Genomic DNA, 24,393 nt, shown 5'->3' on the forward strand with positions numbered 1-24,393 from the left:
TCAGCGGTCCGGCGCATCAAAGGGCTGGGTTCCCGCAGCCCCGCCGTCCGGCCCCGCGACGATGCGCTCGATCCGGGCCTGCGCCGCGTCGAGGCGCTTCTGGCAGTGCTGCCGCAGCTTCTCGCCCTTTTCATAGAGAGAGATCGAATCCTCCAGCGGAACGTGGCCGCTTTCCAGCTGGCGCACGATGGTTTCCAGTGCGCGCAGGGCGTCTTCGAAGCTCAGGGTATCGATGGTTTGCGTGTCGGAAGCCATACATCATGCAATGGCGGGCCCGGCTGGACCGGTCAAGGTGGCACCCCGCGAATTTAGCGCTTGGCACCTGCCCGCCCCCGGCGATTGCCAAGCCATCTAGCGCAGGCGCATCGACATGGCTAAGGCGCGTGCCCATGAGCACGATCACCCCCGAAGTCGTCGAGGCCCATGGCCTCAATCCCGAGGAATACGAGCGCGTCCTCAACGCGCTGGGACGAGAGCCCAACCTCGTCGAACTCGGCATCTTCTCGGTCATGTGGTCGGAGCACTGCTCCTACAAGTCGAGCCGCTTCCACCTCAAGAAGCTGCCCACCCAGGCACCTTGGGTGATCTGCGGCCCAGGCGAGAACGCAGGCGTCATCGACATCGGCGACGGCCAGGCCGCCATCTTCAAGATGGAGAGCCACAACCACCCCAGCTACATCGAGCCCTACCAGGGCGCGGCGACGGGCGTTGGCGGCATCCTGCGCGACGTCTTCACCATGGGCGCGCGCCCGGTGGCGAACATGAACGCACTGCGGTTCGGACGGCCAGAGCACCCGAAGATGAAGCACCTCGTCAAGGGCGTGGTCGCGGGCATCGGCGGCTACGGCAACTGCGTGGGCGTGCCTACCGTGGGCGGCGAAACCAACTTCCACAAGGCGTATGACGGCAACATCCTCGTCAACGCGATGACGGTCGGTATCGCCGACACGAACAGGATCTTCTACTCGGCCGCGACGGGCGTGGGCAATCCGATCGTCTACGTCGGCTCCAAGACCGGCCGGGACGGCATCCACGGCGCCACCATGGCCAGTGCCGACTTCGGTGACGACATCGACGAGAAGCGTCCCACCGTGCAAGTCGGCGATCCCTTCGTCGAAAAGCTGCTGATCGAGGCCTGCCTCGAACTCATGGCGACTGACGCCATCGTCGCCATCCAGGACATGGGCGCGGCTGGCCTCACCTCCTCCTCCGTCGAGATGGCGAGCAAGGGCGGCGCGGGCATCCGCCTGAACATGAACGCCGTACCCTGCCGCGAACAGGCGATGACGCCTTACGAGATGATGCTGAGCGAGTCGCAGGAGCGCATGCTCATGGTGCTCAAGCCCGGCAAGGAAGCGATGGCCGAGGCGATCTTCCGCAAGTGGGAACTCGACTTCGCGGTGATCGGCGAAGTCACCGAAGCCGGTCCGGACGGGGGTCACATGGTGCTGGAGTTCAACGGCGAAGTGGTCTGCGACATCCCGCTAGGGCCCCTCGCTGACGACGCGCCGGAGTACGAGCGGCCTTACGTCACGCCCGAAGAATACAAGGCCTGGGCGAAGGTCCCGGCCCTGGGCGACGTGCCTGCCACGACGGATGTGGGTGCGGACCTGCTCAAGCTCATGGGCGGTGCGGACCTCGCTTCGCGGCGGTGGATCTGGGAGCAGTACGACAGCCAGGTCGGCGCCGACACCATGCAGAAATCGGGCGGCGACGCTGCGGTGGTCCGCGTACACGGAACGAGGAAGGCGCTGGCGATCAGCACCGACTGCTCGCCCCGCTACTGCTACGCCGACCCCTACGAGGGCGGCAAGCAGGCCGTGGCCGAGACCTATCGCAACATCAGCGCGGTTGGCGGCCTGCCGCTCGCGATCACCAACTGCCTGAACTTCGCCAACCCGCAGCGTCCCGAGATCATGGCCCAGATCGTCGGCTGCCTGAACGGCATGGGCGATGCCTGCCGCGCGCTCGACTACCCGATCGTCTCTGGCAACGTCTCGCTCTACAATGAATCGAAGGCGACCGGCGGTGGCTCGGCGATCCTGCCCACGCCCGCAATCGGCGGCGTCGGTCTGCTCGCCGACCTCGAAGCGACGACCACGATCGCCTTCAAGGCGGAAGGCGAGGACATCTATCTCCTCGGCGGCGAAGGGACCCATCTGGGCCAGTCGCTCTGGCTCAAGGACATCGCGGGCCGCGAAGCAGGCGAGCCGCCGGTCGTCGATCTCAAGGCGGAAGCGCGTAATGGCGCTCTGGTGCGTGGCTGGATCGGCGAGGGCAAGGTCACCGCGGTCCACGACGTGAGCGACGGCGGCCTTCTCGTGGCGCTTGCGGAAATGGCGCTGGCCAGCGGGCTGGGCTGCACTCTCGACGCCCACCCGACGACACCGCAGGCATTCGGAGAGGATCAGTCGCGCTATGTGCTGACGGCTCCCGCGGGCACCGAGCTTGCGAACGCCGTGAAGATCGGCACGGTCGGTGGAACCACGGTCGCAGGTGTCGAGATCGCGGCGTTGCGCGCGGCGAACGAGGCGTTCTTCAAGGACTGGATGGAAGCCTGAACCCTGGCGCCCCGGAGTTCATCCGGGGCACCCTGCCCGCTCGAAGGCGCGGCGCACCTGCTCCGGCAAGATAGGTCTGGCCTTGAGACGCGCGGGTTCATGGCGGACCTTACGCCAGTGCGTCTGTCAGCGCCCGCATGAGCGCCCATTCAGGGAATGGCAGTAGGCGAACCTGATCGACGCCCGGCGTTCCCTGCCGGTCTTGCTTCCGGGTACTAGCGCACCCATTCCTTCTCGGGGATGCCCAGAAGGCGCAGCACGCTGGTAAGGTCCCCGCGGTCGATCCAGCCATTGGCGGCGGCGCGGGCCTTGGGTTTCGCATGGTAGGCGATGCCGTAGGTCGCCGCCTCCAGCATGGGGATGTCATTGGCGCCGTCGCCCGTCGCGAGCGTGGTCACTCCCTCACCCGCAGCCTCGATCTCGGCGAGCAGCGTCGCCTTCTTCACGGCCGAATCGACGATGGGGCCATTCAGCCCGCCCGTCAGCTTGCCGCCCGCCACATCGAGGCGGTTACCCACCACATGCTCGAAGCCAAGCTGTTCGGCCACGGGATCGGCGAAGTGGTGGAAGCCGCCCGTGACGAGCACGGTCCGGCAGCCCAGCTTCTTCAGCGTTTCCACCAGTACCCTCGCGCCCGGCATCGGCTGGATCCGCGTGGAAAGGCACTGCGTTATCGCTTCTGTACCAAGGCCCTCCAGAAGGCCTACCCGCTCGCGCAGCGCCTGCTCGAAGTCGAGCTCGCCCTGCATCGCGCGCTCGGTGATTGCGGCGATGCGTTCCTTGAGCCCTGCGAAATCGCCAAGTTCATCGATGCATTCCTGACCGATCATGGTGGAATCCATGTCGGAGATGAACACGCGCGGGACAACCGGCTCGTCCGTGGTGACGAGACCGTCGGTGGGCGCGAAGTGCGCATCCAGCGCCGCCCGCAGCGCCGCGGCGTCGTCATCGGGCGAATCGATCTGCATGGTCCTGCCGCAGAACTCGAGCATGGCGGCATCGGCGATGCGTACGCCGGCTTTCTCCATTTCCGCCTTGGCAGCCTCAAGTCTTGCCGAAAGGTGATCTGGTTCTGCTATCAGACGGGCGATGAGCACTGCAATTTCCCTTGATGCGCCATACGATATCGAAGCCGGAGACCGGCCACCGCTGGCGCTCATCGCAGGGCCGACCGCCAGCGGCAAGAGCGATTGTGCCGTGGCGCTGGCGCTGGAACTGGAACGCCGGGGCCGCCACGCGGTCGTCATCAATGCCGACAGTTCGCAGGTCTACGCCGATCTCACCATCCTGAGCGCCCGGCCCGTCGCTTCGGAAATGAGCGGCATCGATCATCGCCTGTTCGGCGCCTGGGACGGCGCGCAAAGCTGCTCCGCGGCAGACTGGGCCCGCGCTGCCGCCGCCACGATCGCGGAAGTCCACGCCAGCGGAGGAGTACCGATCCTTGTCGGCGGCACCGGGCTTTACATACGCACTCTTCTCGAAGGGATCGCCCCGGTCCCGCCGATCGAACCAGAGGTGCGCCAAGTGGTGCGCGCCCTCCCCGTCGAGGAAGCCTATGCGGCTCTCGTGGAAGAGGACCCGGAACGCGCCGCCTGCCTGGCGCCGGCCGATACGACCCGCGTGGCCCGCGCGCTCGAGGTCGTCCGCTCCACCGGCCATGGTCTCGCATACTGGCAGGCGCGGCCCAGTGGCGGCATCGGACACACCCTCAGCGTTCACGGTGCGGTGCTGCTTCCAGAGCGTCAGTCCCTCTACCATCGCTGCGACCTGAGGTTCACCCGCATGATCGAGCGCGGCGCCATGGCGGAGGTGGAGGCGCTCCTTGCCCGGCGGCTGGAGCCCGATCTCCCTGTCATGCGGGCGATAGGAGTGCCCGAACTCGCGGGCGTAATCGACGGGAGATGGCCTCTCGAAACCGCCATAGAGCGCGGTGCCCAGGCCACGCGGAACTACGCCAAGCGGCAGTTCACCTGGCTGCGCCATCAGCTACCGGAGCAATGGACGCGACTTGAATTTGAAAATTACAACGCAAACGCTGTAACTGATATTTTATTACGTTTTCCGGGTTGACCTGACATATCGTCCTGCCTAGAGGCCGATCCGTCCTTCAGGCGTAAGCCGCGTGGGATGCCAGGAAAGCTGTCGACGGGCGAAAACCTCGCTTTCGACGATTTCAAGAAAGTGCCGGGCTGCGCAATACAGCCTTTCCGCCCGGCCGATCGGTGAAGGAATATGTTGTGAGTGAAGAGCGCAGCGGCGCGAACATCCTGGTCGAAAGCCTGGTCAAGCAGGGGGTCGAATTCGTATTCGGGTATCCCGGCGGCGCCGTGCTACCGATCTATGATGCTCTCTTCGGTGACGAACGCCTTCGCCACATCCTCGTGCGCCACGAAGCAGGCGCGGCCCACGCCGCTGAAGGCTATGCCCGCTCCACGGGCAAGCCGGGCGTCGTCCTGGTCACCTCGGGGCCGGGCGCGACCAATGCCGTCACCGGCATCGCCGACGCCTACCTCGATTCGATCCCGCTCATCGTCATCACGGGGCAGGTCCCGACCGGGCTGATCGGCTCGGACGCGTTCCAGGAAGCCGACACCGTCGGCATCTCGCGCCATTGCACCAAGCACAACTACCTCGTGAAGGACCCGGCCGAGCTTGCCGCGGTCATCGATGAGGCGTTCCAGATCGCCACCACCGGCCGCCCGGGCCCTGTCCTGATCGACATTCCCAAGGACGTCCAGATCGCCTCGGCCGTGTGGACCGATGCGCTCGCGCAGCGCCGCCAGCGCTATGCTCCGCGCACCCAGGGCACGCGCCAGGAGATCGCTCAGGCGGTCGAGATGATCGCCGCGGCCAGGCAGCCGATCCTATACACGGGCGGCGGCGTCATCAACTCGGGGCCCCGTGCCAGCGAACTCCTGCGCGAGCTTCAGGCGAAGACCGGCGCGCCGGTCACCTCCACGCTGATGGGCCTTGGCGCCTTCCCGGCTGATCATCCCGACTGGCTCGGCATGCTGGGCATGCACGGCACCTATGAGGCCAACCTGGCGATGAACCAGGCCGACCTCATCGTCTGCATCGGCGCGCGCTTCGACGACCGCGTGACCGGCCGCCTCGATGCATTCTCGCCCAATTCCAAGAAGATCCACATCGACATCGACCGCTCCTCGATCAACAAGATCGTGCGCGCCGACCTGCCGATCGTGGGGGACTGCGCCGCCGTTCTCGAGCAGATCCTGGCCGAGTGGGGCAGCCGCAAGGGCCAGGACCTCACCGAGTGGAAGGCCTGCGTCGATACGTGGCGCGAGAAGCAGAGCCTCTGCTTCCCGCTCAACGACGAGGCCATCATGCCGCAGCTGGCGATCCAGCGCCTCTACGAGCTGACGAAGCACAGGGATCCGGTCATCTCGACCGAGGTCGGGCAGCACCAGATGTGGGCGGCCCAGCACTTCCCGTTCTTCTCGCCGAACAAGTGGCTGACGTCGGGCGGCCTCGGCACTATGGGCTATGGCCTGCCCGCCGCGATCGGTGCGCAGTGCGGCAATCCGGACAGCCTCGTCATCGACATCGCGGGCGATGCCTCGATCCAGATGAACATCCAGGAACTGGGCACCGCCACGCAATACCGCCTGCCGGTCAAGGTCTTCATCCTCAACAACGAGTGGATGGGCATGGTCCGCCAGTGGCAGGAACTGACCTATGAAAGCCGCTTCTCGAACTCGTACTCGGACAGCCTGCCCGACTTCGTGAAGCTGGCCGAGGCCTATGGCTGGAAAGGCATCCGCATCGAAAACGAGAGCCAGCTGGACGCCGGCATCCAGGCGATGATCGACCATCCCGGCCCCGTCATCGTGGACTGCCTCGTCCACAAGGAGTCGAACTGTTTCCCGATGATCCCCTCGGGCGCCTCGCACGTCGACATGCTTCTCTACGGCGACCACGTTCTCGGCACGATGGACGACGAAGCCAAGGCGCTGGTCTGAGGGAGGCACGAGAACAATGATGCACATCCAGCAAGAAGCCGAGGAACGGCACGTTCTGACCGTGACGGTCGATAACGAGGCGGGCATCCTCGCGAAGATCGCCGGGCTGTTCACCGCGCGCGGCTACAACATCGACAGCCTGACCGTGGCCGACATCACCGAGAACCACGCGGTGAGCCGGATCACGATCGTAACCCACGGCCCGCCGAGCCAGATCGACCAGATCCATGCGCAGCTGGAACGGCTGGTACCGGTCCACAAGGTCGTGGACCTCACCGAGGTGGGCCCGCACGTCGCGCGCGAACTGGCGCTGGTGAAAGTCGCGGGCACGGGCGAAAAGCGGGTCGAGGCGCTGCGCATCGCCGAGGTGTTCCGCGCCCGGCCCGTCGACACGACGACCGAGAGCTTCATCTTCGAGATGACCGGGGCGCCCGACAAGATCGACAGCTTCGTGGCGCTGATGCGCGACCTCGGCCTCGTCGAGGTGGGCCGCACCGGCATCGTCGCGATGGCCCGGGGCCCCCAGGAAGCCTGACAATTCTCTTCGTTGCTTTCGCGTTGGCGGAAGCCCAAAAAACCGCGCGCCCGAGCGCACACACTTCCGGCCATGCCGCGCGCAGGCCGCCGAAAAGGGTACTGAAATGAAGGTCTATTACGACGCCGACAGCGACATCAACCTGATCACCGACAAGAAGATCGTCGTGCTCGGTTACGGCAGCCAGGGCCACGCGCATGCTCAGAACCTTCGCGACTCGGGCGTGAAGGAAGTCGCCATCGCGCTGCGCGAAGGCTCGGCCACTGCGAAGAAGGCCGAAGGCGCCGGCTTCAAGGTGCTCTCGAACGCCGAAGCCGCGAAGTGGGCCGACATCATCATGATCCTGGCGCCCGACGAGCACCAGGCCGCGATCTACGCCGCCGACCTGCACGACAACATGAAGCCTGGCGCAGCGCTCGCCTTCGCCCACGGCCTCAACGTCCACTTCGGCCTGATCGAGCCGCGCGCCGACATCGACGTCATCATGATCGCGCCCAAGGGCCCGGGCCATACCGTCCGCAGCGAATACCAGCGTGGCGGCGGCGTGCCCTGCCTCGTCGCGATCCACCAGGACGTGACCGGCAATGCCCACGACATCGCCCTTGCCTATGCCTCGGGCGTGGGTGGCGGCCGTTCGGGCATCATCGAGACCAACTTCCGCGAGGAATGCGAGACCGACCTGTTCGGCGAGCAGGCCGTGCTCTGCGGCGGCGCCACTGCGCTCGTCCAGGCCGGCTTCGAGACGCTGGTGGAAGCCGGCTACGCACCCGAGATGGCCTACTTCGAGTGCCTTCACGAGCTGAAGCTGATCGTGGACCTGATGTACGAGGGCGGCATCGCCAACATGCGCTACTCGATCTCGAACACCGCCGAATACGGCGACATCAAGACCGGCCCGCGCATCATCACCGAAGAGACCAAGAAGGAAATGAAGCGCGTGCTGGAGGACATCCAGTCGGGCCGCTTCGTCAAGGACTTCGTGATGGACAACCGCGCCGGTCAGCCTGAGCTGAAGGCTTCGCGCAAGGCTTCGCTGCGCCACCCGATCGAGGAAACCGGCGCAAAGCTGCGCGCCATGATGCCCTGGATCGCCGCCAACGCGCTGGTCGACAAGACCAAGAACTGATCCGTTATGAGCGGCGGGCGGCGAGTGTGCCGCCCGCTGCCGAACTACCGTCGCTTTTTCGTCAGCGCGTGGAAGTCGGGCGGCTTTCCCGAGACCCAGCGCACGAACCGCGCGATTTCCTCCACCTTGCGCATGGCCGCGGCATCAGGTGGCATCTTGGCCAGCTGGGCATTCGTCAGCGTTGCGTGGATCGTGCGATGGCAGATCGGATGAACGGGCACGGTCTCCCGGCCGCCACGGCTTTTCGGCACCGGATGATGCCATTCAATGCGGCGCCCCAGCGGGCGATTGCACAGCCAGCATTGCCGCTCATCCGCCTCCGCCTTCATCGCGCCTCGCAAAGCCTGCACCACCCTGCTCGTCCATTAGTAAGTTATCAAAGTTTCAACCTTAATCAGGAGCCGTTCGCAATGGTTCACGCCCGCAAAGCGATGGGCGGCGTAAGGGTTGTTTGCAAAGATGACGGCATTCGGTCGGCGTAACGGTGTTGGCGGCATGGGTCAGGGCGTGCGCCCTGCCTTCGGCGTTGCCAAGCCTCTCAAGGGAGCCCCTGAAAAGCCTGCCGGCCCGGCTAACGGCGGCTCGGCTGCGACCCCGGGATCGGAGCCCTTCCCGGCTGCTGCGGGTGATGGCGCTTCCGCCTCCCTCCAGGGCATGCGCGAGGATGCGCTTTCGCGACTCGCCGATCGGGCCAACGCCGTTCACGAGCAGTCGGAGCAGAACGGCTTCGAGGCCTCGATCCACAAGATCAAGGAACAGGTCCTTCCGCGCCTGCTCGAGCGTGTCGACCCGGAAGCGGCGGCCACGCTGACCAAGGACGAGCTTTCCGAGGAATTCCGACCGATCATCATCGAGGTGCTGGCTGAGCTCAAGATCACTTTCAACCGGCGCGAGCAGTTCGCGCTGGAGAAGGTCCTGATCGACGAACTGCTCGGCTTCGGCCCGCTGGAAGAACTGCTGAACGACCCTGAGATTTCCGACATCATGGTCAACGGCCCCAACCAGACCTACATCGAAAAGAAGGGCCGCCTGCAGCTTGCGCCGACGAAGTTCCGTGACGAACAGCACCTGTTCCAGATCGCGCAGCGCATCGTCAACCAAGTAGGGCGCCGCGTCGATCAGACCACGCCGCTGGCCGACGCCCGCCTCAAGGACGGCAGCCGCGTCAACGTGATCGTACCGCCGCTGTCGCTGCGCGGCACTGCTATCTCGATCCGTAAATTCTCCGAAAAGCCGATCACCATCGACATGCTGCAGGGCTTCGGCTCGATGAGCGAGCAGATGGCAACAGCGCTCAAGATCGCGGGTGCCAGCCGCATGAACATCGTCATCTCGGGCGGTACCGGCTCGGGCAAGACGACGATGCTCAACGCACTGTCCAAAATGATCGACCCGGGCGAGCGCGTCCTGACGATCGAGGACGCGGCCGAACTGCGCCTGCAGCAGCCGCACTGGCTGCCGCTCGAAACCCGTCCGCCGAACCTTGAGGGCCAGGGCGCGATCACCATCGGCGATCTTGTCAAGAACGCGCTGCGCATGCGTCCTGACCGCATCATCCTGGGCGAAATCCGCGGCGCCGAGTGCTTCGACCTGCTCGCTGCCATGAACACTGGTCACGACGGCTCGATGTGCACGCTCCACGCGAACTCCCCGCGCGAGTGCCTGGGCCGTATGGAAAACATGATCCTTATGGGCGACATCAAGATCCCCAAGGAAGCCATCAGCCGCCAGATCGCCGAATCGGTCGACCTCATCGTGCAGGTGAAGCGCCTGCGCGACGGCTCGCGCCGCACGACCAACATCACCGAGGTCATCGGCATGGAAGGCGACGTCATCGTCACGCAGGAACTCTTCAAGTTCGAGTACCTGGACGAGACCGACGATGGCAAGATCATCGGTGAGTTCCGAGCCTCGGGACTTCGCCCGTACACGCTCGAGAAGGCACGCCAGTACGGCTTCGACCAGGCTTACCTGGAAGCTTGCCTCTGATCCTACCTGAACGTGCCGGGCAGGATCAGGGGGCGCCGGTGCCCCAGAGCCTGTCCTCGCGGACAAACCCCTTGTGGCCGGTCGCATCGAATGCGCACCAGCCATCCTTGCATTCTCCGAGGAGCCCGACGACGCCGGGCTCGACCCGCCACAGCATCGGCGCGCCGCTGCGTCCTTCGGCGCGCATCTCCGTGAGACCGCCCTTCTTCACCATTCCGGCACGCTGGCGCGAAAGCAGCAGGTCGCGCATCCACCCCTTGTCTCCGCTCGGATCCTCGATGAGTCGCCACGATCCCTCGCGGCGCAGCACTTTCACCGGCAGGTGCGGACGGCGGTAGACCCAATCGATGCGGTACGAATCGCCCGGGCCCACACGAAGGTTCGCGATTTCAGCATCGACCGAAGCCCAGTACGGCACCCTGTCGTCATCAGCGGCCCGGACGGGCGTGATCGCGGCAAGCCCGAGGCCGCAGATTGCGCTCAGAGGAAGCAAAATTTTGCGCCAGTTCATCATCCAATCCATACTGTGTCGCACAACCTTGCTTCAAGCGTCTTCGCTCCTTCGCTGTGGACGGTAAGGCGTTCCATGCGGGCCATCGGCAGGGGCAGCGGAAAGGCCGGCCGCCCCTTCGCCATGGCAGCCTCGACAAGCTGCGCCGCGAGAGAGACTACCCCGCGCTTGCCTCCCGGTCCGCAACGGTACGGCATGCGCTTGTGCAGGGTTAGTATCCTGATCTAACCGCAGGTGACATGCCCAGCGTTTCAAACCACGCTCGACGGCATCAGGGGGATAGTACGAGATGAACAAGCAGCATCTGCTGCCGATCGTCGCTGCCGGTCTAGCGCTGCTTTCGCCCGCGGCGATTGCGCAGGACGGACGAATCGATGTCAGCAGCGGCGGCGACACCGCATGGATGCTGGCGTGCTGCTCCATGGGACTTCTCACCCTGCCCGGGCTCGCCCTGTTCTATGCCGGGCGCGTGCGGAGCAGGAATGCGCTTTCCCCCATCATCCAGTGCGCTGCCATCTTTGCCCTTTGCTCGCTGCTCTGGTTCATGGTCGGCTACACGCTGGGCTTCGGCGAGGTGGGGAAAGGCTGGATCGGCAACGGCAATGCGTGGATGCTCGTCAGTCTTGGCAACCTTCGGGACGGCACCTCCGTGCCGGAGAGCGTCTTCGCTCTGTTCCAGATGATCTTCGCGTGCCTGGCACCGGCCTTCCTCGCAGGCGCTTGGGCGGAGCGGGCGCGCTTCGGCTGGACACTCGCCTTTGCGGGGGCGTGGAGCATCGTCGTCTACGCGCCGGTCGCGCATTGGATTTCGGGGAGCGGCTGGCTTGCACGCGGCGTCGGGACACTCGACTGGTCGGGCGGGATCGCCGTCCATGTCACGGCGGGCGTCTCCGCCCTGGCACTTGCCATCATGCTCGGCAGGCGCAGGGGCGTGGCGCCTGGCCAGGTAGCCCCCCATGGCTCACTCATCACCGTGGCCGGGGCATCGCTCCTGTGGATCGGCTGGCTCTCGCTTGCCGGCGGATCGGCGCTCACCGCCAACGACGATGCCGGAGCCGCCATAATTTCCATGCATGTCGCGTGCGCAGCATCGGCGCTGACGTGGATGCTGCTGGAGCGTATTGCCCGCGGCAAGCCCTCGGCCACCGGGTTCGCGATCGGCATCAATGCCGGGATCGCCGCCGTCAGTCCCGCCGCAGGCTACATCTCGCCCGGCGGCGCGGCGGTGTTCGGACTTGCTGGAGCGATCGCCTGCTGGTGTGCGATGCAGTTCATGAGGCGACGGCTGAAGATCGACGATGCACTCGGCGTCTTTGCGGTCCACGGCGTGGGCGGGGTGCTGGGCGCTCTCCTTCTTGCGCCGTTTCTTTCTCCGCTCCTCGGCGGAGTGGGCTACGGCGAGGGCATGAACCCGATTGCGCAGCTGGTGGCGCAAGGCGTTGGCGTTGCGGTGGTAGCGGCATGGTCGCTGATCGCGAGCGTCATCATTGCGCTGATGGCCTCGCTTGCGTTCCCGATGCGAGTGTCCGAAAGCGCCGAACGCACAGGCCTCGATGCAAGCAGCCACGGGGAACAGGCGTGGCATTTCGATTGACAGCCGCGCGGCGATTGCCGGAATGGGCGCGATGAAGGACTACTTGCGCCACGTGGGCCAGACACTTGCCCGAGCCCTGGAGTTCCAGGGTAGGGCCCGCCGGCGCGAGGTGATCGACTATCTCGTTATCTCGGCAGCATTCCTGATGATCGTCAACGGGCTGGCAGGAGAACTGGCCGAGCCGCACGTCGCTCGCTGGGTAGCATTTGCAACGCAGTATCTCATCCTCGTTCCGGCGGCTGCCCTCGTCGTTCGTCGCCTTCACGACATCGGCTGGAGCGGGCGATGGAGCATCGTGCTGCTCCCTGTCGCATTGCGGAACATGGCGCTCGATCTGCTGGCGCAAATCGGTGGGTGGGAGGCGCGGCGGCCGGTGGAGGCGGTCCTTGCCTATGCCGACTGGGTGCTGTTTCCACCCTTCGCGCTGCTCTACCTGCTTCTGATCGTGGCGCCCGGCAAAAAGGGTCCGAACCGCTTTGGTCCGGACCCTCGTATAGGCGATGACGGTGCAGTCAGTGACAGGACTGCGGGCGACGTCTGATCAGTCGCCGGTCAGGATGCGATCCACCAGTTCCTTGACCGTAGGCGTGAAGCCGTTGGAATAGAACGGATCCTGCTTGAACTTGTAAGCCGCATGGCCTGCAAACATCAGGTTCTCTTCCACGGGGCCGCCATGTGCGATGTCCTGAAGCGTTTTCTGAATGCAGAAGCTGCGTGGATCGGCAAGGCGGCCGGTGGTGTAATCGTCGTGGTCCTTCCACGATGAGAACCCGCAGTGCGAAAGGCAGCCCATGCAGTCCACCTGATCCTGCCGGATGATGTCCCGCTCCTGGGGACTGACGAAGACGATGGTATCGTCCGGTGTGCGCAGGCCGTCGGTGTGCCCCTGTGCCGACCATGCCCGCGCACGGTCGAGATCGCGCGGAGCGACCCAGAAGTTCTTGCCCTTGACGCCCACGTCGAGCCGAACCGTATGCTCTCCCGCTTCCACCTTGGAGTAAGGGATCTGGCGCTCCGAACGCGCTTCGAGATTGCGCAGGAAAGGATTGCGCACGGCCGAGGAATAGAAACCGGTGGGCGAGAACCGGTGCAGCAGGACATCGCCCGGCTCAAGCTCGCGCAGTGCATCCTTCCAGGCCTGCGGGATCGGACTTTCGTGCGTGAGCAACGGACGGGTTCCGTACTGGAACGCGATGGAGCCCAGCTCGGGATTGTCGATCCAGTTTTCCCAATCCCGCAGGAACCAGACGCCGCCGGCCATGACGATGGGCACGCTGTCGGCGATGCCTTCCGCACGCATGGTGTCACGCAGCGCCTTCACGCGGGGATAGGGATCTTCCGGCTTGAGCGGATCCTCGGCGTTGGAAAGGCCGTTGTGCCCGCCCGCGAGCCACGGGTCTTCGTAGACGACCGCGCCCATGAGGTCGGGAACCTTGTTGTAGGCCCGCTTCCACAGCGCCCGGAACGCGCGGGCCGAGCTGACGATCGGCAGGTAGTTGACGTTGAAGCGTCCGGCGATCTCCGAAAGCTTGTAAGGCATGCCCGCACCGCAGGTGACGCCCGCGACCATGCCGCGCGTCTGCTCCAGCACGCCTTCCAGGATCGTCTGGGCCCCGCCCATCTCCCACAGGACGTTGATGTTGATCGCGCCGTTGCCGCCGGAGATCTCATACGCGCGGCGCACCTGCTCGACAGCACCGGCGATCGCGTAATCGATCAGTTCCTGGTGCCGCTCCTTGCGCGTGAGCGCATGATAGCGCTGCGGGATGATCTTGCCCTCGGCATCGTAGCTGTCGGCATTGACCGCGCTGACCGTACCGATGCCGCCGGCTGCGGCCCATGCACCCGAACTCATGTGGTTAGTGGCGGCGACGCCCTTGCCGCCCTCTACCAGAGGCCAGACTTCACGACCGCCGTAAACAATCGGCTTGAGACCCTTGAAACTCATTTTCTCTTTCGTCTTTCCCAGGCGTTGCGCGTCAGCCCTGCGATCTTTCGGTCTTCGGCGGCGCTTCGCCTGATATGCGGCAGGGCTTGATATCCGCCGGATCAGGCCGCACCCCGGCGGCCTCAAACTGCGCATAATAGCCCTGCAATTCCGGCTTGCGAACAAATTCCGTCAACCGCAACCCTACGGACGCGAATTCGCAGAACAGCAGCGCCGGCGCAATCCCGTGCGAGTCCGCAGGTCGATCCACATCCACCACGATCACCCGCCCTCCGGGCCGCAGCGCCGGACGGAGCCGCCAGAGGAAGGCGTAGGGTTCGGTAACCTCGTGGTACATGTGCACCAGCAGAATCCGGTCGAAACTCGCTGGAGGCAGGCGAGGATCGTCGGGCGCGCCGAGGGTGATGGACACGTTCTCGATGCCCTCCCGCATGATCCGGGCACCAAGGCGTTCGTTCGCGGCGGGATTGATGTCTTCGGCGAGCACTCGACCACGTCGCCCGACACGCTGGGCGAGACGCGTGGTGTAATATCCGTCGCCCGCACCCAGATCCGCGATGCTCATGCCCGGCGCGATCTTCGCCAGGTCCATGATGACTTCTGCCTCGTGAACCTCCTCGCGCTGCACCTCGGACGAGAAAGTGGTCGCGCCGGTTTTCGAAACTGGCCGATCAGGCAAGGGAAAAGCGCGCGCGCCCGGCGTCCGTCCGTCGTCAGTGGACGGCTGCTGGCAGGCCCCGAGCGCCAGGGCCAGGAAAGCAGAAACGGACAGACCGGCGCGAAACATGCGGCCCCTTAGCGACCTGGAGCCGCTTTGGCAAAATCCTTGACGAAGCATGCGACGGACGCCTCGTCCTGGGACGAGACGCCGGCGTGGATCATCAATCGGCGTCCTCGACCTCGACCTTCTCGCCGGTGACCCGCTGTGAGAGGGCCGCAGCCATGAAGGGATCGAGTTCACCGTCGAGCACATCGTCCGGCGAAGTCGAGACCACGCCCGTGCGCAGGTCCTTCACCTGCTGGTAGGGCTGCAGGACGTAAGAGCGGATCTGGTGTCCCCAGCCGATATCGCTCTTGCTTGCGTGCTCGGCGTTGGCGGCTTCCTCGCGCTTGCGCATTTCTTCCTCGAACAGGCGCGCCTTCAGCATTCCCATCGCGATCTCGCGGTTCTTGTGCTGCGAGCGGTCGATCTGGCTCGCCACCACGATCCCCGACGGCGCGTGCGTGATGCGCACTGCCGAATCGGTCGTGTTGACGTGCTGACCACCGGCGCCCGAGGCCCGGTAGGTGTCGATCTTCAGGTCGGCCGGATTGATGTCGATCTCGAAGGTGTCGTCGATCACGGGATAGACCCATACCGACGAGAAGCTCGTGTGCCGACGCGCCGAGCTGTCATAGGGGCTGATCCGGACCAGCCGATGGACACCGCTTTCGGTCTTCGCATAGCCATAGGCATTCTCGCCCTTGATCAGCAGCGTGCAGCTCTTGATGCCCGCAGCCTCTCCAGCGTGGTAGTCCACCAGCTCCACCTTGTAGCCCTTGCGCTCGGCCCAGCGCGTGTACATCCGCTGGAGCATCTCGGCCCAGTCCTGGCTCTCGGTACCGCCGGCGCCGGCATGCACTTCAAGGTAGGTGTCGTTCGCGTCCGCCTCGCCGCCGAGCAGCGCCTGGATCTTGTCGGCGTCGGCGCGGTCGGCCAGCGCGGAAAGGGTGGCGAGACCTTCGTTGATCGTCTCGTCGTCGCCTTCCATCTCGCCGAGTTCCACGAACTCGACGGCATCGGCCATCTCGGCGCTGATCTGGTTGACCGCGCCGATCGCCGCCTCGAGCCGGCGACGTTCCTTCATGACCGCCTCGGCTTCCTTGGGCTTGTCCCAGAGAGTGGGATCCTCGACCCGTGCGTTGAGCTCGTCGAAGCGCCGCAGCGCGCGATCCCAGTCGAGGAACTTGCGGACCAGCGCGAGGGCCTTTTCGATACGCGCTATATGAGCCTGCCCTTCGGCACGCATGACGGGATTCTCCAACGAAACTGCTACGCCCGCCGCGCATAACGCCGATGGAGCGTATGTAAAGCGCGCGGGACCACCGCAAGGTGAAAGGCCGCGTCTTACCTCCTGCTCGGGACATCATCAAGCCGCCCCGGCAACCCGGTCGGCTCCCGTCAGCCCGGCTGACTGGCCGCCGGGCGCGCAGCCGTTAGCGCCTCAGCTTCTGCACGGCGGCGAGCGTCAGCTTGGCGTGATCGCGGTAATCGAGTTCGGAATGGACCATGACGATGCGCCCATCCTGCGCGATGACATAGCTGGTGCGATCCGTCATGCTCGCTGGCGCCCCTTCTCGCTTGAGCGCGACATCGTAGCCCTTGATGACCTTGGGCGTTGCCACCGCGACGGTGAACTTGTCACGGCACGCCTCGGTCGAGAACTTCCGCAACGTCGGCAGGTCGTCTGCGGACATGCCGACGACTTGCGCGCCTGTCTTGGCAAAGTCATCGCTCGCTTCGGCGAAGGCATGCGCTTCGAGAGTGCATCCTTTGGTGAAGGCCTTGGGGTAGAAATAGAGGACAACCGGTCCGCGCCTGAGGGCCTGCTTCAGGTCGAAGGACAGCACCTTCCCGCCCTTGGCCCCCTGCGTTGCGAACATCGGGGCCCTGGCGCCTACCGGCAGGCTCGCGTGGGCAGCGACTGGAGCCAGGAGTATCGTCACGGCAGCGACGAAAGGGGTGAGCAGGTCTTTTTTCATGCCACGCAGTCTGGCCCGGCAGCACGCGCGTGTCCAGCCAGTGCGCGCCTCGATCACTCCACTTCGATCCACCCCAGAACGGTGCCCACTTCGTAGGTCTCGCCAGTAGCCGCCGTGATCTTCAGCGTGCCCGAGGCGGGGGCCTCGACCTCGTTTGTGGACTTGTCGGCTTCGAGCGAGAACAGCGGCTGCCCTTCCGTCACCTTGTCTCCGTCTTTTGCGAGCCACTCGGCAATCTGGCCCTCCTGCATGGAGAAGCCGATCTTGGGGAGCAGGATTTCAACGGCCATGAATATGGTGTCCTCAAGGTAAAGGGGCTCGCGGCAGTCACCTGAGCACGCGGCCACGATCACCTGATGAATAGCGCCGCATTCAAAGCGGGCAAGCGCGCCTTACTGTATAAAGCCGCAATCACCGTGTAGGCGATACTGCCGCAGCATACAGCGCGTGACGAGGACTGAAGCGCAAACGCAGCTTTCCAAGAGAAACGGTGGCGCGAGTGCGCAACGCGATCACGACAGACATAAGCTTCAGGAAGTTTGGCGCCGCTCCGCGCCGCCAATTGCGGAACACGGCACGGAGCGACGCGTGCGACCCCGAAGGGCTGCCGCGACGGGCTTGGAGAGGAGAATCCCTGCCCTGATCTGCCTTGACGGCGACCACTGCGCGACAAAACCGGGCTAACACTCGTGCAAACGATTGTGAACTGTCCTTTCAGCTTATGGATCGTTCCGGGTCAGTTTAGGAGGCAAACGTCAATCATGCCTCCATGCTTGACCGCGCGGATCTATGCGCCTCAAGAAATCTCGACTTCAGCGACCATGGAACCAGCATGACCCGCCCACAAGCCAGTGCCGAACAGCCTCGCCGCAGCGCTCTTTACCTCCCGGCGTCGAACCCCAAGGCCATTGCCAAGACGCGCACCCTTCCTTGCGACATCGTTATCCTCGACCTTGAGGATGCCGTTGCGCCCGAGATGAAGGAGGAGGCCCGCCGGGCAGCGGTGGCGGCACTAGAGGAAGGAGGCTTCGGCGGCCGCGAAGTCGCGATACGGGTCAACGGCCTCGACACTCCGTGGGGATCGGACGATCTTGCGGCGATCGCCACATCCCGCGCCGATGCAGTGCTCGTCCCCAAGGTCGACGGACCTTCCGACATCGCCCGCTACGAGGCTGCCCTGCGCGAAGCGCCCTCCTCGCTCCAGCTTTGGGCCATGATCGAGACTTGCGCGAGCGTCTTCGCGCTGGAGTCGATTGCAGCCATGGCGAAGACCGGCCGCCTCTCACTATGGATCATGGGAACGAACGATCTGGCGAAGGAAATGCGCGCGCAACTGACACCCGAGCGCACCCCTTTCCTGCCCTTCCTCTCCATGGCCGTGGCCGCCGCCCGGGCTCATGGGCTTACCGTACTCGATGGCGTGTGCAACGAATTCCGCGATTTGGACGTCTTCACCGCGGAGGCGCGGCAAGGCCTCCTTTTCGGCTTCGACGGGAAAAGCCTGATCCATCCGTCGCAGATAGAGCCCTGCAACGCGGTGTTTTCGCCGGGTGAACACGAACTGGCGTGGGCCCGCGGCGTGATAGAGGCCTTTGCCTTGCCGGAGAACCGCCAGAAGGGCGTCATCCGGGTGGACGGCAAGATGACCGAGATCCTGCATCTGGAGCAGGCGCGAAGGCTTGTGGCCGTGGCGGAGCAGATCGCGGCTCGTGACTGATCCGGAAGCGTTGCTTTTCCGATTTTCCTGACCCGCCCGTCACCTGGATCCGGTTGAACCTACCCGGCGGCGGACCGGGCTCTCTCGATCAGTCCGCCCGCTGGACCTTGCCGATCGGAGCCGCTTCGTTCGCCACCACCTTCAGCACCGCCGCCCAGGCATCGACATTCTGCTGCAGCGCCGCCGGGTCGACCTTGTCGAGCGTATCGTCAGGGGTATGGTGGAGGTCGAAGTAATGCGTGCCGTCCTGCCCCAGATCGATCACGGCAAGGTTCTGCGCCGCGATGATGGCCTCCACGTCCGCGCCGCCATCGGCCTTGCCTTCGTGAGGGACGATGCCCATCGGCCAGAGCGCCGCCCTTACCCTGTCGGCCAGCCCCTTATCCTGCGGCGCATGGCTGAAACGCACCTGCCAGACCTTGTCTGCCCCGAAGTCGCTTTCCATCGCAAGCGCGTGCGGCTCCGAACCATGCCGCTTGGCATAGTCGTCTCCGCCGCCGCCCGCGATGCCGGTTTCCTCGTTGCCTGACCACAGGACGCGGATGGTGCGCAAGGGTTGGCCGCCCTCCTGCGCCGCCAGCGCGGCCGCGGTGATGATCCCGCAGCCGGAGGCATCGTCCACTGCGCCGGTCGCGAGATCCCACGAATCCAGATGGCAGGCGAGCACGATGATCGGCAGCGACGGGTCACGGCCGGGAAGGTCGGCGATGACATTCCCCGAGGTGGCATCGGGGAACGGCTTTCCCATCAGCGTGAGGTCAATGGCGAGGGGCTGCCCTCGTGCGGCCGTACGCGCGATCAGGTCGGCGTCCGGGTTCGATACCGCACCGGCGGGGATGGGCTTTACGTCCTTGGCGAAGATGGTGACGCCCGTATGCGGATTGCGATGACTGTCCGTGCCCGCCGAACGGATGACGACACCCGCCGCTCCCTTGCGCGATGCGACGGTCGGCCCCTTGCGGCGCACGTCCCCGTATGGGCCGTAGCCCGACCCGTCCTGGGCCGCGCGCATGGCGTGATCGATGAAGGCAACCCTGCCCTTCAATGACCCCGCAGGCGCGGCCTCAAGAGCCGCAAGGGTGGGAAAATAGACGAGTTCCGCCTTGAGGCCACCCTTGGGTGTGGGCACCGAGAAGCCCAGCGCCGTGATCGCCAGAGGCTGCGGATAGGGCGCCGTCAGTTTTGCGCTTTCGGGGCCACGCTGCCAGCCGAGGGTCTTGAACTCCTCGACGCGCACATTTCTGAAGCCAAGTGCCGTCAGCTTCTGCGCTCCCCAGTCCCGCGCGCGATCTTCCGCCTGCGAACCCGCAGGACGAGGGCCGATTTCGGTGGTCAGGCCCTCCACGATTTCCCAGGCGACGCCCGTTCCCTGCACCGGAGCCGCTGCGGCGGGAAGCGATAGCGAAAGTGTCGAGGCACAGAGGACGGCGCGCAGAGCGGTGGGGATCTTCATACCGCAGGTGCTAACGCCTCCATGCAGGGCTGCCAAGCGCCTGCGAGGACCCGCCGACCGCCATGTGGATAAGCCTGCGTGAGAGGCCTTGCCGCAGAGCGGCGGAGCGAACACACCTTCCCTCATGCTTGCATCGCTCACCCGCGCCCAGGCCCTGATCGTGATCGCTGCGCTTGCGCTGCTGCTGGCGCTTTCGCTGATGATACGACCTGCGGACAGCGAAGGGGCGATTACCGGGGACGGTACATACTCCGATGTCCAGCTCTACAGGGATGTCGCTCATGCCGTGGCATCGGGAGAAGGCTACTACCCGGCGGCAACCCGCCTGCATCGCATGCACGGCTTCCCTACTCGGCCCTTCATCACCGTGCGGCTTCCCACGCTCGCCTGGATCGAAGCTGGCCTTGGCTGGCGAGCTACCCACATGCTGCTCCTCACCCTGCTTGGCGCGGCCGCGCTGGCGTGGTTCTCCATGCTGCGGCCCCTCGCCGGCCAGGCCGAGCGCTTTGGCGCATCGCTCCTCGTGGTTGCCGGCGGCGCCATGGCCGCGAGCGACGAACTCGTCGTGACGCATGAACTGTGGGCCGGCGTTCTCGTGGCGCTTGCCCTCGCCATGACCGTCCGCGGCAACCTCTCCGCAGGCCTGGCAAGCGCCGCGTGCGCATTGGCGGTCCGCGAGCTTGCGGTCCTCTTCGTTCTGGTGGCGGGAGCTTCTGCCCTACACAAGCGCCAGTACCGGGCAGCTTTTTGCTGGGCGGGCCTGCTGGCCGGATACACGGTGGTGCTTTATCTGCATTGGCGTGCAGTAGCGCCGCTGTCCCTGCCGGGAGATGCGCTCTCGCAAGGCTGGAGCGGGATGCGCGGACCCGCCGCTCCATTACGCGACATCGCTGAGGTCACTCTCATCAACCTCGCTCCGCAACCCTTGTCATACTGCCTGGTAATGCTTGCCCTGGCGGGCTTCCTGTCGGCGCCGCCGTCAGTTGCACGCATGGCCATTCCTTACCTTGCGCTCGTCGCCGCCCTGCTCGCGGTCTTCGCACGCCCTGTGAACTTCTACTGGGCCATCCTTGCCACGCCGACCGTGATGGCAGGGCTTGCCTTCCTGCCTCGTCTAGCGGGTGACCTAGTGCGAGGACTGCGCCGGCGGGCCTGACTTGATACCGGCCCGCCCCGGCCCATCTTGCGACGACATGCCCGGGCCTGTAAGGGCCGGTACCAAGACTTTCCCTATCGCCATATCCATTCAAAGGACGCCCATGGCCGCCCAATACGCCTATGTCATGAAGGGCATGACCAAGACCTTCACCGGCGCTCCCAAGCCGGTGCTCAACAACATCTCGCTCCAGTTCTACCAGGGCGCCAAGATCGGCATCGTGGGCCCGAACGGTGCGGGCAAGTCCACCCTGATCAAGATCATGGCCGGGATCGACACCGATTTCACCGGCGAGGCCTGGGCGGGCGAGAACATCACGATCGGCTACCTGGAACAGGAACCCGAACTCGATCCCACCAAGAACGTGCTTGAGAACGTCAAGGATGGCGCGCGCGAGACCGCTGACCTCGTTGACCGCTTCAACGAGATCTCCGCGATCATGGGCGACCCGCCGGAGGACGTCGATTTCGACGCACTCATGGAGGAGATGGGCGACCTGCAGGGCAAGATCGACGCGGTCGATGGCTGGACGCTCGACAACCAGCTCGAGATCGCGATGGAAGCACTGCGCTGCCCGCCGGGAGACTGGCCCGTGACCAGCCTTTCGGGCGGTGAGAAGCGCCGCGTTGCGCTCACCCGCCTGCTCATCCAGAAGCCCTCCATCCTGCTGCTGGACGAGCCCACCAACCACCTCGACGCCGAGTCCGTCGAATGGCTGGAAAACCACCTCAAGGAATACGCCGGCGCGGTGCTGATGATCACCCACGACCGCTACTTCCTCGACAACGTGGTGGACTGGATCCTCGAGCTCGATCGCGGGAAGTACTTCCCCTACGAAGGCAACTACTCGACCTACCTCGAGAAGAAGGCCAAGCGCCTCGAGCAGGAGGACCGCGAGGAATCCGGACGCCAGAAGGCGCTCAAGGAGGAACTCGACTGGATCCGGCAGACGCCCGCCGCGCGCCAGACCAAGTCCAAGGCCCGTATCCGCAAGTTCGAACAGCTGCAGGAGGCGCAGTCGGGCCGCAAGCCGGGCAAGGCGCAGATCGTCATTCAGGTGCCCGAACGTCTGGGCGGCAAGGTCATCGAGGTGAAGAACATCTCCAAGGCCTATGGCGACAAGCTGCTGTTCGAAGACCTCTCGTTCATCCTTCCCCCCGGCGGCATCGTCGGCGTAATCGGCCCCAACGGCGCGGGCAAGTCCACGCTGTTCAAGCTGCTGACCGGTAAGGAAGAGCCCGACACCGGATCGATCGAGATCGGCTCGACCGTGCACCTCGGCTTCGTCGACCAGAGCCGCGACCACCTCGATCCCAAGAAGAACGTGTGGGAGGAGATTTCCGACAGCCTCGACTACATGAAGGTCAACGGGCACGACATGTCGACGCGCGCCTATGTCGGCGCCTTCAACTTCAAGGGCCAGGATCAGCAGAAGAACGTCGGCAAGCTTTCGGGCGGTGAGCGCAACCGCGTGCACATGGCCAAGATGCTGAAGGAGGGCGGCAACGTCCTGCTGCTCGACGAGCCGACCAACGACCTCGACGTGGAAACGCTGGGCGCTCTGGAAGAGGCGATCGAGAACTTCGCGGGTTGCGCCGTGGTCATCAGCCACGACCGCTTCTTCCTCGATCGTCTTGCCACGCACATCCTGGCGTTCGAGGGCAACAGCCATGTCGAATGGTTCGAGGGTAACTTCGCGGCCTATGAAGAGGACAAGCGCCGCCGCCTGGGCGATGCAGCGGATCGTCCCACGGCGCTTGCCTACAAGAAGCTGACCCGCTGATCCCGGCGCCGAGCCAGGCCTGATCACAAGCCGCTGTCCCGTCTCCGGGGCAGCGGCTTGTTCATTTATGGTCGAACGAAAATGAACGGCGAGCGCTTTGACGGTTCAGTAAAGCGACAGCGCGTATCATTTACATCGGGGTTACGAAGAGCCGTGATCGCCGTCCGGCAAACTCGATTGGAGACCGGAACAATGGCCGTAACGAACAAGAAGAAGTCTGTCTGGTTGAAGGTCGGGGCGATCGCCTTGCTTGCGACCAGCCTCTCCACCCCCGCTCTCGCCTAGTCCCGATCTGAAGGCGGCAGGGTGGAACGCTCGTCGCCGTCACGGTCGCAGTCGCCCCGGATGGATCGCGGCCCGCAGGCAAGGCCGCAGCGCCCGGCGCCCGCAGCCCGGCCGAACGATGCCGGGGCTCGCAACTGGCAGCGGAGCGAATCGCGTCCTCGCCCCACCCGCGCGACGCCGGAACGATCGCAGACGCGTCCCGAGGTGCGCCGGGAGCCAAGGGCGAATGAAATCCGGCGCGGCCTGCCCGGCTGGGCCGGGGGCACTCGCAGCGGCGAACCTATCAGCCCGAACGGGAACGCTCGTCCGAACCCGAGTGACCGCAGTGCCTGGCAGCGCGGCACGGAGCGCCGCAACGACGATCGCCGCAACGACGATCGCCGATGGGATAACGACCGCCGAGACAACGATGGCCGGTGGCGCGACAACGATCGCCGTGACAACAACGACCGATGGCGTGACAACGACAGGCGGGACAATGATCGCTGGCGTGACAACGATCGCCGCTACGGCAACGAACGCTGGCGCGGGAACGACAATCGCGGACGTGACTGGGATCGTACCTCATGGCGCCGCGATTCCCGTTACGACTGGCAACGTTACCGTGACCGCAACCGCTCGACCTATCGCATCGGGCGCTATTACGCCCCTTACCAGGGCTACTCCTACCGGCGGATAGGCCTCGGCTTTTCGCTGGGTTCAATGTTCTACGGAAACCGGTACTGGATCAACGATCCGTGGCAGTATCGACTGCCCCAGACTTATGGTGCTTACCGCTGGATCCGCTACTACGACGATGTCCTGCTCGTCGACACCTACTCCGGCCAGGTGGTGGATGTGATCTACGACTTCTTCTGGTAACGGTTTGGGAAAGAAAAAACATAAAGGCCTTCCGGTTCTCTGAGGCGGGAGGCCTTTCACTTCACGGTGCCCTCAATTTACGTGGGGATTGATTTGCAGGTTGCGCCGAGTACTCTGTCGGCAGGATGGCAAATCACCCCCACCCAGATCGC

The 24,393-nt window shown here is 64.9% G+C and carries 22 protein-coding genes; 12 read left to right on the forward strand and 10 right to left on the reverse strand.

Annotated elements, in window-relative coordinates; translation table 11 throughout:
* A complete protein-coding gene (locus GR702_RS09375) occupies positions 1 to 255 on the reverse strand; it encodes an exodeoxyribonuclease VII small subunit (protein ID WP_160985620.1) in 255 nt (84 codons plus the stop codon).
* A gap of 134 nt (positions 256 to 389) precedes the next feature.
* Between GR702_RS09375 and purL the strand changes: the two genes are divergently transcribed.
* The gene (gene purL, locus GR702_RS09380; protein WP_160985621.1) at positions 390 to 2,561 is read left to right on the forward strand and encodes a phosphoribosylformylglycinamidine synthase subunit PurL; all 2,172 of its coding nucleotides are present in this window, start codon (positions 390 to 392) and stop codon (positions 2,559 to 2,561) included.
* 215 nt (positions 2,562 to 2,776) lie between these two features.
* On the opposite strand, the gene serB is transcribed toward purL, so the two are convergent.
* Positions 2,777 to 3,658 (reverse strand): phosphoserine phosphatase SerB, encoded by an 882-nt coding sequence (gene serB / locus GR702_RS09385; RefSeq protein WP_160985622.1) that lies wholly within the window; start codon positions 3,656 to 3,658, stop codon positions 2,777 to 2,779.
* On the opposite strand from serB, the gene miaA reads away from it, so the two are divergent.
* The 4 genes from miaA to ilvC all read left to right on the forward strand — a co-directional run bounded on the left by miaA (position 3,651) and on the right by ilvC (position 8,202).
* The gene (miaA, locus tag GR702_RS09390; RefSeq protein WP_160985623.1) at positions 3,651 to 4,631 is read left to right on the forward strand and encodes a tRNA (adenosine(37)-N6)-dimethylallyltransferase MiaA; all 981 of its coding nucleotides are present in this window, start codon (positions 3,651 to 3,653) and stop codon (positions 4,629 to 4,631) included. The two genes, serB and miaA, sit on opposite strands and share 8 nt — an antisense overlap.
* A gap of 167 nt (positions 4,632 to 4,798) precedes the next feature.
* Positions 4,799 to 6,541 carry a biosynthetic-type acetolactate synthase large subunit gene (gene ilvB / locus GR702_RS09395; RefSeq protein WP_160985624.1) on the forward strand — a complete coding sequence of 581 codons (1,743 nt, stop codon included), beginning with the start codon at positions 4,799 to 4,801 and terminating at the stop codon, positions 6,539 to 6,541.
* Positions 6,542 to 6,557: 16 nt separating this feature from the next.
* Positions 6,558 to 7,076, forward strand: a complete 519-nt coding sequence (gene ilvN, locus GR702_RS09400) for an acetolactate synthase small subunit (protein WP_160985625.1) — start codon at positions 6,558 to 6,560, stop codon at positions 7,074 to 7,076.
* A gap of 106 nt (positions 7,077 to 7,182) precedes the next feature.
* Positions 7,183 to 8,202 (forward strand): ketol-acid reductoisomerase, encoded by a 1,020-nt coding sequence (ilvC, locus tag GR702_RS09405; RefSeq protein WP_160985626.1) that lies wholly within the window; start codon positions 7,183 to 7,185, stop codon positions 8,200 to 8,202.
* 44 nt (positions 8,203 to 8,246) lie between these two features.
* Here ilvC and GR702_RS09410 read toward each other — a convergent pair whose 3' ends face one another.
* On the reverse strand, positions 8,247 to 8,531 hold the full coding sequence (locus GR702_RS09410; RefSeq protein WP_160985627.1) for an HNH endonuclease: 285 nt from the start codon (positions 8,529 to 8,531) through the stop codon (positions 8,247 to 8,249).
* A gap of 130 nt (positions 8,532 to 8,661) precedes the next feature.
* On the opposite strand from GR702_RS09410, the gene GR702_RS09415 reads away from it, so the two are divergent.
* Positions 8,662 to 10,191 (forward strand): TadA family conjugal transfer-associated ATPase, encoded by a 1,530-nt coding sequence (locus GR702_RS09415; RefSeq protein ID WP_202408168.1) that lies wholly within the window; start codon positions 8,662 to 8,664, stop codon positions 10,189 to 10,191.
* A gap of 25 nt (positions 10,192 to 10,216) precedes the next feature.
* Here the strand turns inward: GR702_RS09415 and GR702_RS09420 are convergent, their stop codons facing one another.
* A complete protein-coding gene (locus GR702_RS09420) occupies positions 10,217 to 10,705 on the reverse strand; it encodes an SH3 domain-containing protein (RefSeq protein ID WP_160985628.1) in 489 nt (162 codons plus the stop codon).
* A 286-nt stretch (positions 10,706 to 10,991) separates the two neighbouring features.
* Here GR702_RS09420 and GR702_RS09425 point away from each other — a divergent pair, with 286 nt between their 5' ends.
* Positions 10,992 to 12,296: an ammonium transporter gene (locus tag GR702_RS09425; RefSeq protein ID WP_160985629.1), complete on the forward strand. Its 1,305-nt coding sequence runs from the start codon at positions 10,992 to 10,994 to the stop codon at positions 12,294 to 12,296.
* Between the two features lie 31 nt (positions 12,297 to 12,327).
* Positions 12,328 to 12,837 carry a DUF805 domain-containing protein gene (locus GR702_RS09430; RefSeq protein ID WP_160985630.1) on the forward strand — a complete coding sequence of 170 codons (510 nt, stop codon included), beginning with the start codon at positions 12,328 to 12,330 and terminating at the stop codon, positions 12,835 to 12,837.
* On the opposite strand, the gene GR702_RS09435 is transcribed toward GR702_RS09430, so the two are convergent.
* The 5 genes from GR702_RS09435 to GR702_RS09455 form a co-directional block, all read right to left on the reverse strand.
* Complete coding sequence (locus GR702_RS09435) at positions 12,838 to 14,244, reverse strand: NAD(P)H-dependent flavin oxidoreductase (protein ID WP_160985631.1); 1,407 nt, start codon at positions 14,242 to 14,244, stop codon at positions 12,838 to 12,840. It abuts the gene before it with no gap.
* A gap of 31 nt (positions 14,245 to 14,275) precedes the next feature.
* The gene (locus tag GR702_RS09440; protein ID WP_160985632.1) at positions 14,276 to 15,031 is read right to left on the reverse strand and encodes a class I SAM-dependent methyltransferase; all 756 of its coding nucleotides are present in this window, start codon (positions 15,029 to 15,031) and stop codon (positions 14,276 to 14,278) included.
* A 94-nt stretch (positions 15,032 to 15,125) separates the two neighbouring features.
* Positions 15,126 to 16,253 carry a peptide chain release factor 2 gene (gene prfB / locus GR702_RS09445; protein ID WP_160985633.1) on the reverse strand — a complete coding sequence of 376 codons (1,128 nt, stop codon included), beginning with the start codon at positions 16,251 to 16,253 and terminating at the stop codon, positions 15,126 to 15,128.
* Between the two features lie 187 nt (positions 16,254 to 16,440).
* Positions 16,441 to 16,986 (reverse strand): peroxiredoxin, encoded by a 546-nt coding sequence (locus tag GR702_RS09450; RefSeq protein ID WP_160985634.1) that lies wholly within the window; start codon positions 16,984 to 16,986, stop codon positions 16,441 to 16,443.
* A 53-nt stretch (positions 16,987 to 17,039) separates the two neighbouring features.
* Positions 17,040 to 17,276 carry a biotin/lipoyl-containing protein gene (locus GR702_RS09455; RefSeq protein WP_160985635.1) on the reverse strand — a complete coding sequence of 79 codons (237 nt, stop codon included), beginning with the start codon at positions 17,274 to 17,276 and terminating at the stop codon, positions 17,040 to 17,042.
* 542 nt (positions 17,277 to 17,818) lie between these two features.
* On the opposite strand from GR702_RS09455, the gene GR702_RS09460 reads away from it, so the two are divergent.
* On the forward strand, positions 17,819 to 18,703 hold the full coding sequence (locus tag GR702_RS09460) for an HpcH/HpaI aldolase/citrate lyase family protein (RefSeq protein WP_160985636.1): 885 nt from the start codon (positions 17,819 to 17,821) through the stop codon (positions 18,701 to 18,703).
* Positions 18,704 to 18,791: 88 nt separating this feature from the next.
* Here the strand turns inward: GR702_RS09460 and GR702_RS09465 are convergent, their stop codons facing one another.
* Positions 18,792 to 20,156 carry a M28 family peptidase gene (locus GR702_RS09465; protein ID WP_160985637.1) on the reverse strand — a complete coding sequence of 455 codons (1,365 nt, stop codon included), beginning with the start codon at positions 20,154 to 20,156 and terminating at the stop codon, positions 18,792 to 18,794.
* 124 nt (positions 20,157 to 20,280) lie between these two features.
* On the opposite strand from GR702_RS09465, the gene GR702_RS09470 reads away from it, so the two are divergent.
* The 3 genes from GR702_RS09470 to GR702_RS09480 all read left to right on the forward strand — a co-directional run bounded on the left by GR702_RS09470 (position 20,281) and on the right by GR702_RS09480 (position 24,241).
* Positions 20,281 to 21,312 (forward strand): hypothetical protein, encoded by a 1,032-nt coding sequence (locus GR702_RS09470; RefSeq protein ID WP_160985638.1) that lies wholly within the window; start codon positions 20,281 to 20,283, stop codon positions 21,310 to 21,312.
* A gap of 103 nt (positions 21,313 to 21,415) precedes the next feature.
* A complete protein-coding gene (ettA, locus tag GR702_RS09475) occupies positions 21,416 to 23,095 on the forward strand; it encodes an energy-dependent translational throttle protein EttA (RefSeq protein ID WP_160985639.1) in 1,680 nt (559 codons plus the stop codon).
* A 306-nt stretch (positions 23,096 to 23,401) separates the two neighbouring features.
* On the forward strand, positions 23,402 to 24,241 hold the full coding sequence (locus GR702_RS09480; protein ID WP_337192560.1) for an RcnB family protein: 840 nt from the start codon (positions 23,402 to 23,404) through the stop codon (positions 24,239 to 24,241).
* Positions 24,242 to 24,393: the final 152 nt, after the last annotated feature.

It is taken from the genome of Novosphingobium silvae, assembly GCF_009856825.1.
Classification (GTDB): domain Bacteria; phylum Pseudomonadota; class Alphaproteobacteria; order Sphingomonadales; family Sphingomonadaceae; genus Novosphingobium; species Novosphingobium silvae.

Excerpts from the sequence above, each read along its gene's own strand:
- ilvN (WP_160985625.1), top strand. The coding sequence starts at position 6,558 with ATGATGCACATCCAGCAAGAAGCCGAGGAACGGCACGTTCTGACCGTG.
- GR702_RS09455 (WP_160985635.1), bottom strand. The coding sequence starts at position 17,276 with ATGGCCGTTGAAATCCTGCTCCCCAAGATCGGCTTCTCCATGCAGGAG.
- GR702_RS09465 (WP_160985637.1), bottom strand. The coding sequence starts at position 20,156 with ATGAAGATCCCCACCGCTCTGCGCGCCGTCCTCTGTGCCTCGACACTT.
- GR702_RS09375 (WP_160985620.1), bottom strand. The coding sequence starts at position 255 with ATGGCTTCCGACACGCAAACCATCGATACCCTGAGCTTCGAAGACGCC.
- prfB (WP_160985633.1), bottom strand. The coding sequence starts at position 16,253 with ATGCGTGCCGAAGGGCAGGCTCATATAGCGCGTATCGAAAAGGCCCTC.
- GR702_RS09410 (WP_160985627.1), bottom strand. The coding sequence starts at position 8,531 with ATGAAGGCGGAGGCGGATGAGCGGCAATGCTGGCTGTGCAATCGCCCG.
- GR702_RS09425 (WP_160985629.1), top strand. The coding sequence starts at position 10,992 with ATGAACAAGCAGCATCTGCTGCCGATCGTCGCTGCCGGTCTAGCGCTG.
- miaA (WP_160985623.1), top strand. The coding sequence starts at position 3,651 with ATGAGCACTGCAATTTCCCTTGATGCGCCATACGATATCGAAGCCGGA.
- purL (WP_160985621.1), top strand. The coding sequence starts at position 390 with ATGAGCACGATCACCCCCGAAGTCGTCGAGGCCCATGGCCTCAATCCC.
- GR702_RS09440 (WP_160985632.1), bottom strand. The coding sequence starts at position 15,031 with ATGTTTCGCGCCGGTCTGTCCGTTTCTGCTTTCCTGGCCCTGGCGCTC.
- GR702_RS09460 (WP_160985636.1), top strand. The coding sequence starts at position 17,819 with ATGACCCGCCCACAAGCCAGTGCCGAACAGCCTCGCCGCAGCGCTCTT.
- ettA (WP_160985639.1), top strand. The coding sequence starts at position 21,416 with ATGGCCGCCCAATACGCCTATGTCATGAAGGGCATGACCAAGACCTTC.
- GR702_RS09435 (WP_160985631.1), bottom strand. The coding sequence starts at position 14,244 with ATGAGTTTCAAGGGTCTCAAGCCGATTGTTTACGGCGGTCGTGAAGTC.
- GR702_RS09450 (WP_160985634.1), bottom strand. The coding sequence starts at position 16,986 with ATGAAAAAAGACCTGCTCACCCCTTTCGTCGCTGCCGTGACGATACTC.
- GR702_RS09430 (WP_160985630.1), top strand. The coding sequence starts at position 12,328 with ATGAAGGACTACTTGCGCCACGTGGGCCAGACACTTGCCCGAGCCCTG.
- GR702_RS09470 (WP_160985638.1), top strand. The coding sequence starts at position 20,281 with ATGCTTGCATCGCTCACCCGCGCCCAGGCCCTGATCGTGATCGCTGCG.
- ilvC (WP_160985626.1), top strand. The coding sequence starts at position 7,183 with ATGAAGGTCTATTACGACGCCGACAGCGACATCAACCTGATCACCGAC.
- GR702_RS09420 (WP_160985628.1), bottom strand. The coding sequence starts at position 10,705 with ATGATGAACTGGCGCAAAATTTTGCTTCCTCTGAGCGCAATCTGCGGC.
- GR702_RS09415 (WP_202408168.1), top strand. The coding sequence starts at position 8,662 with ATGACGGCATTCGGTCGGCGTAACGGTGTTGGCGGCATGGGTCAGGGC.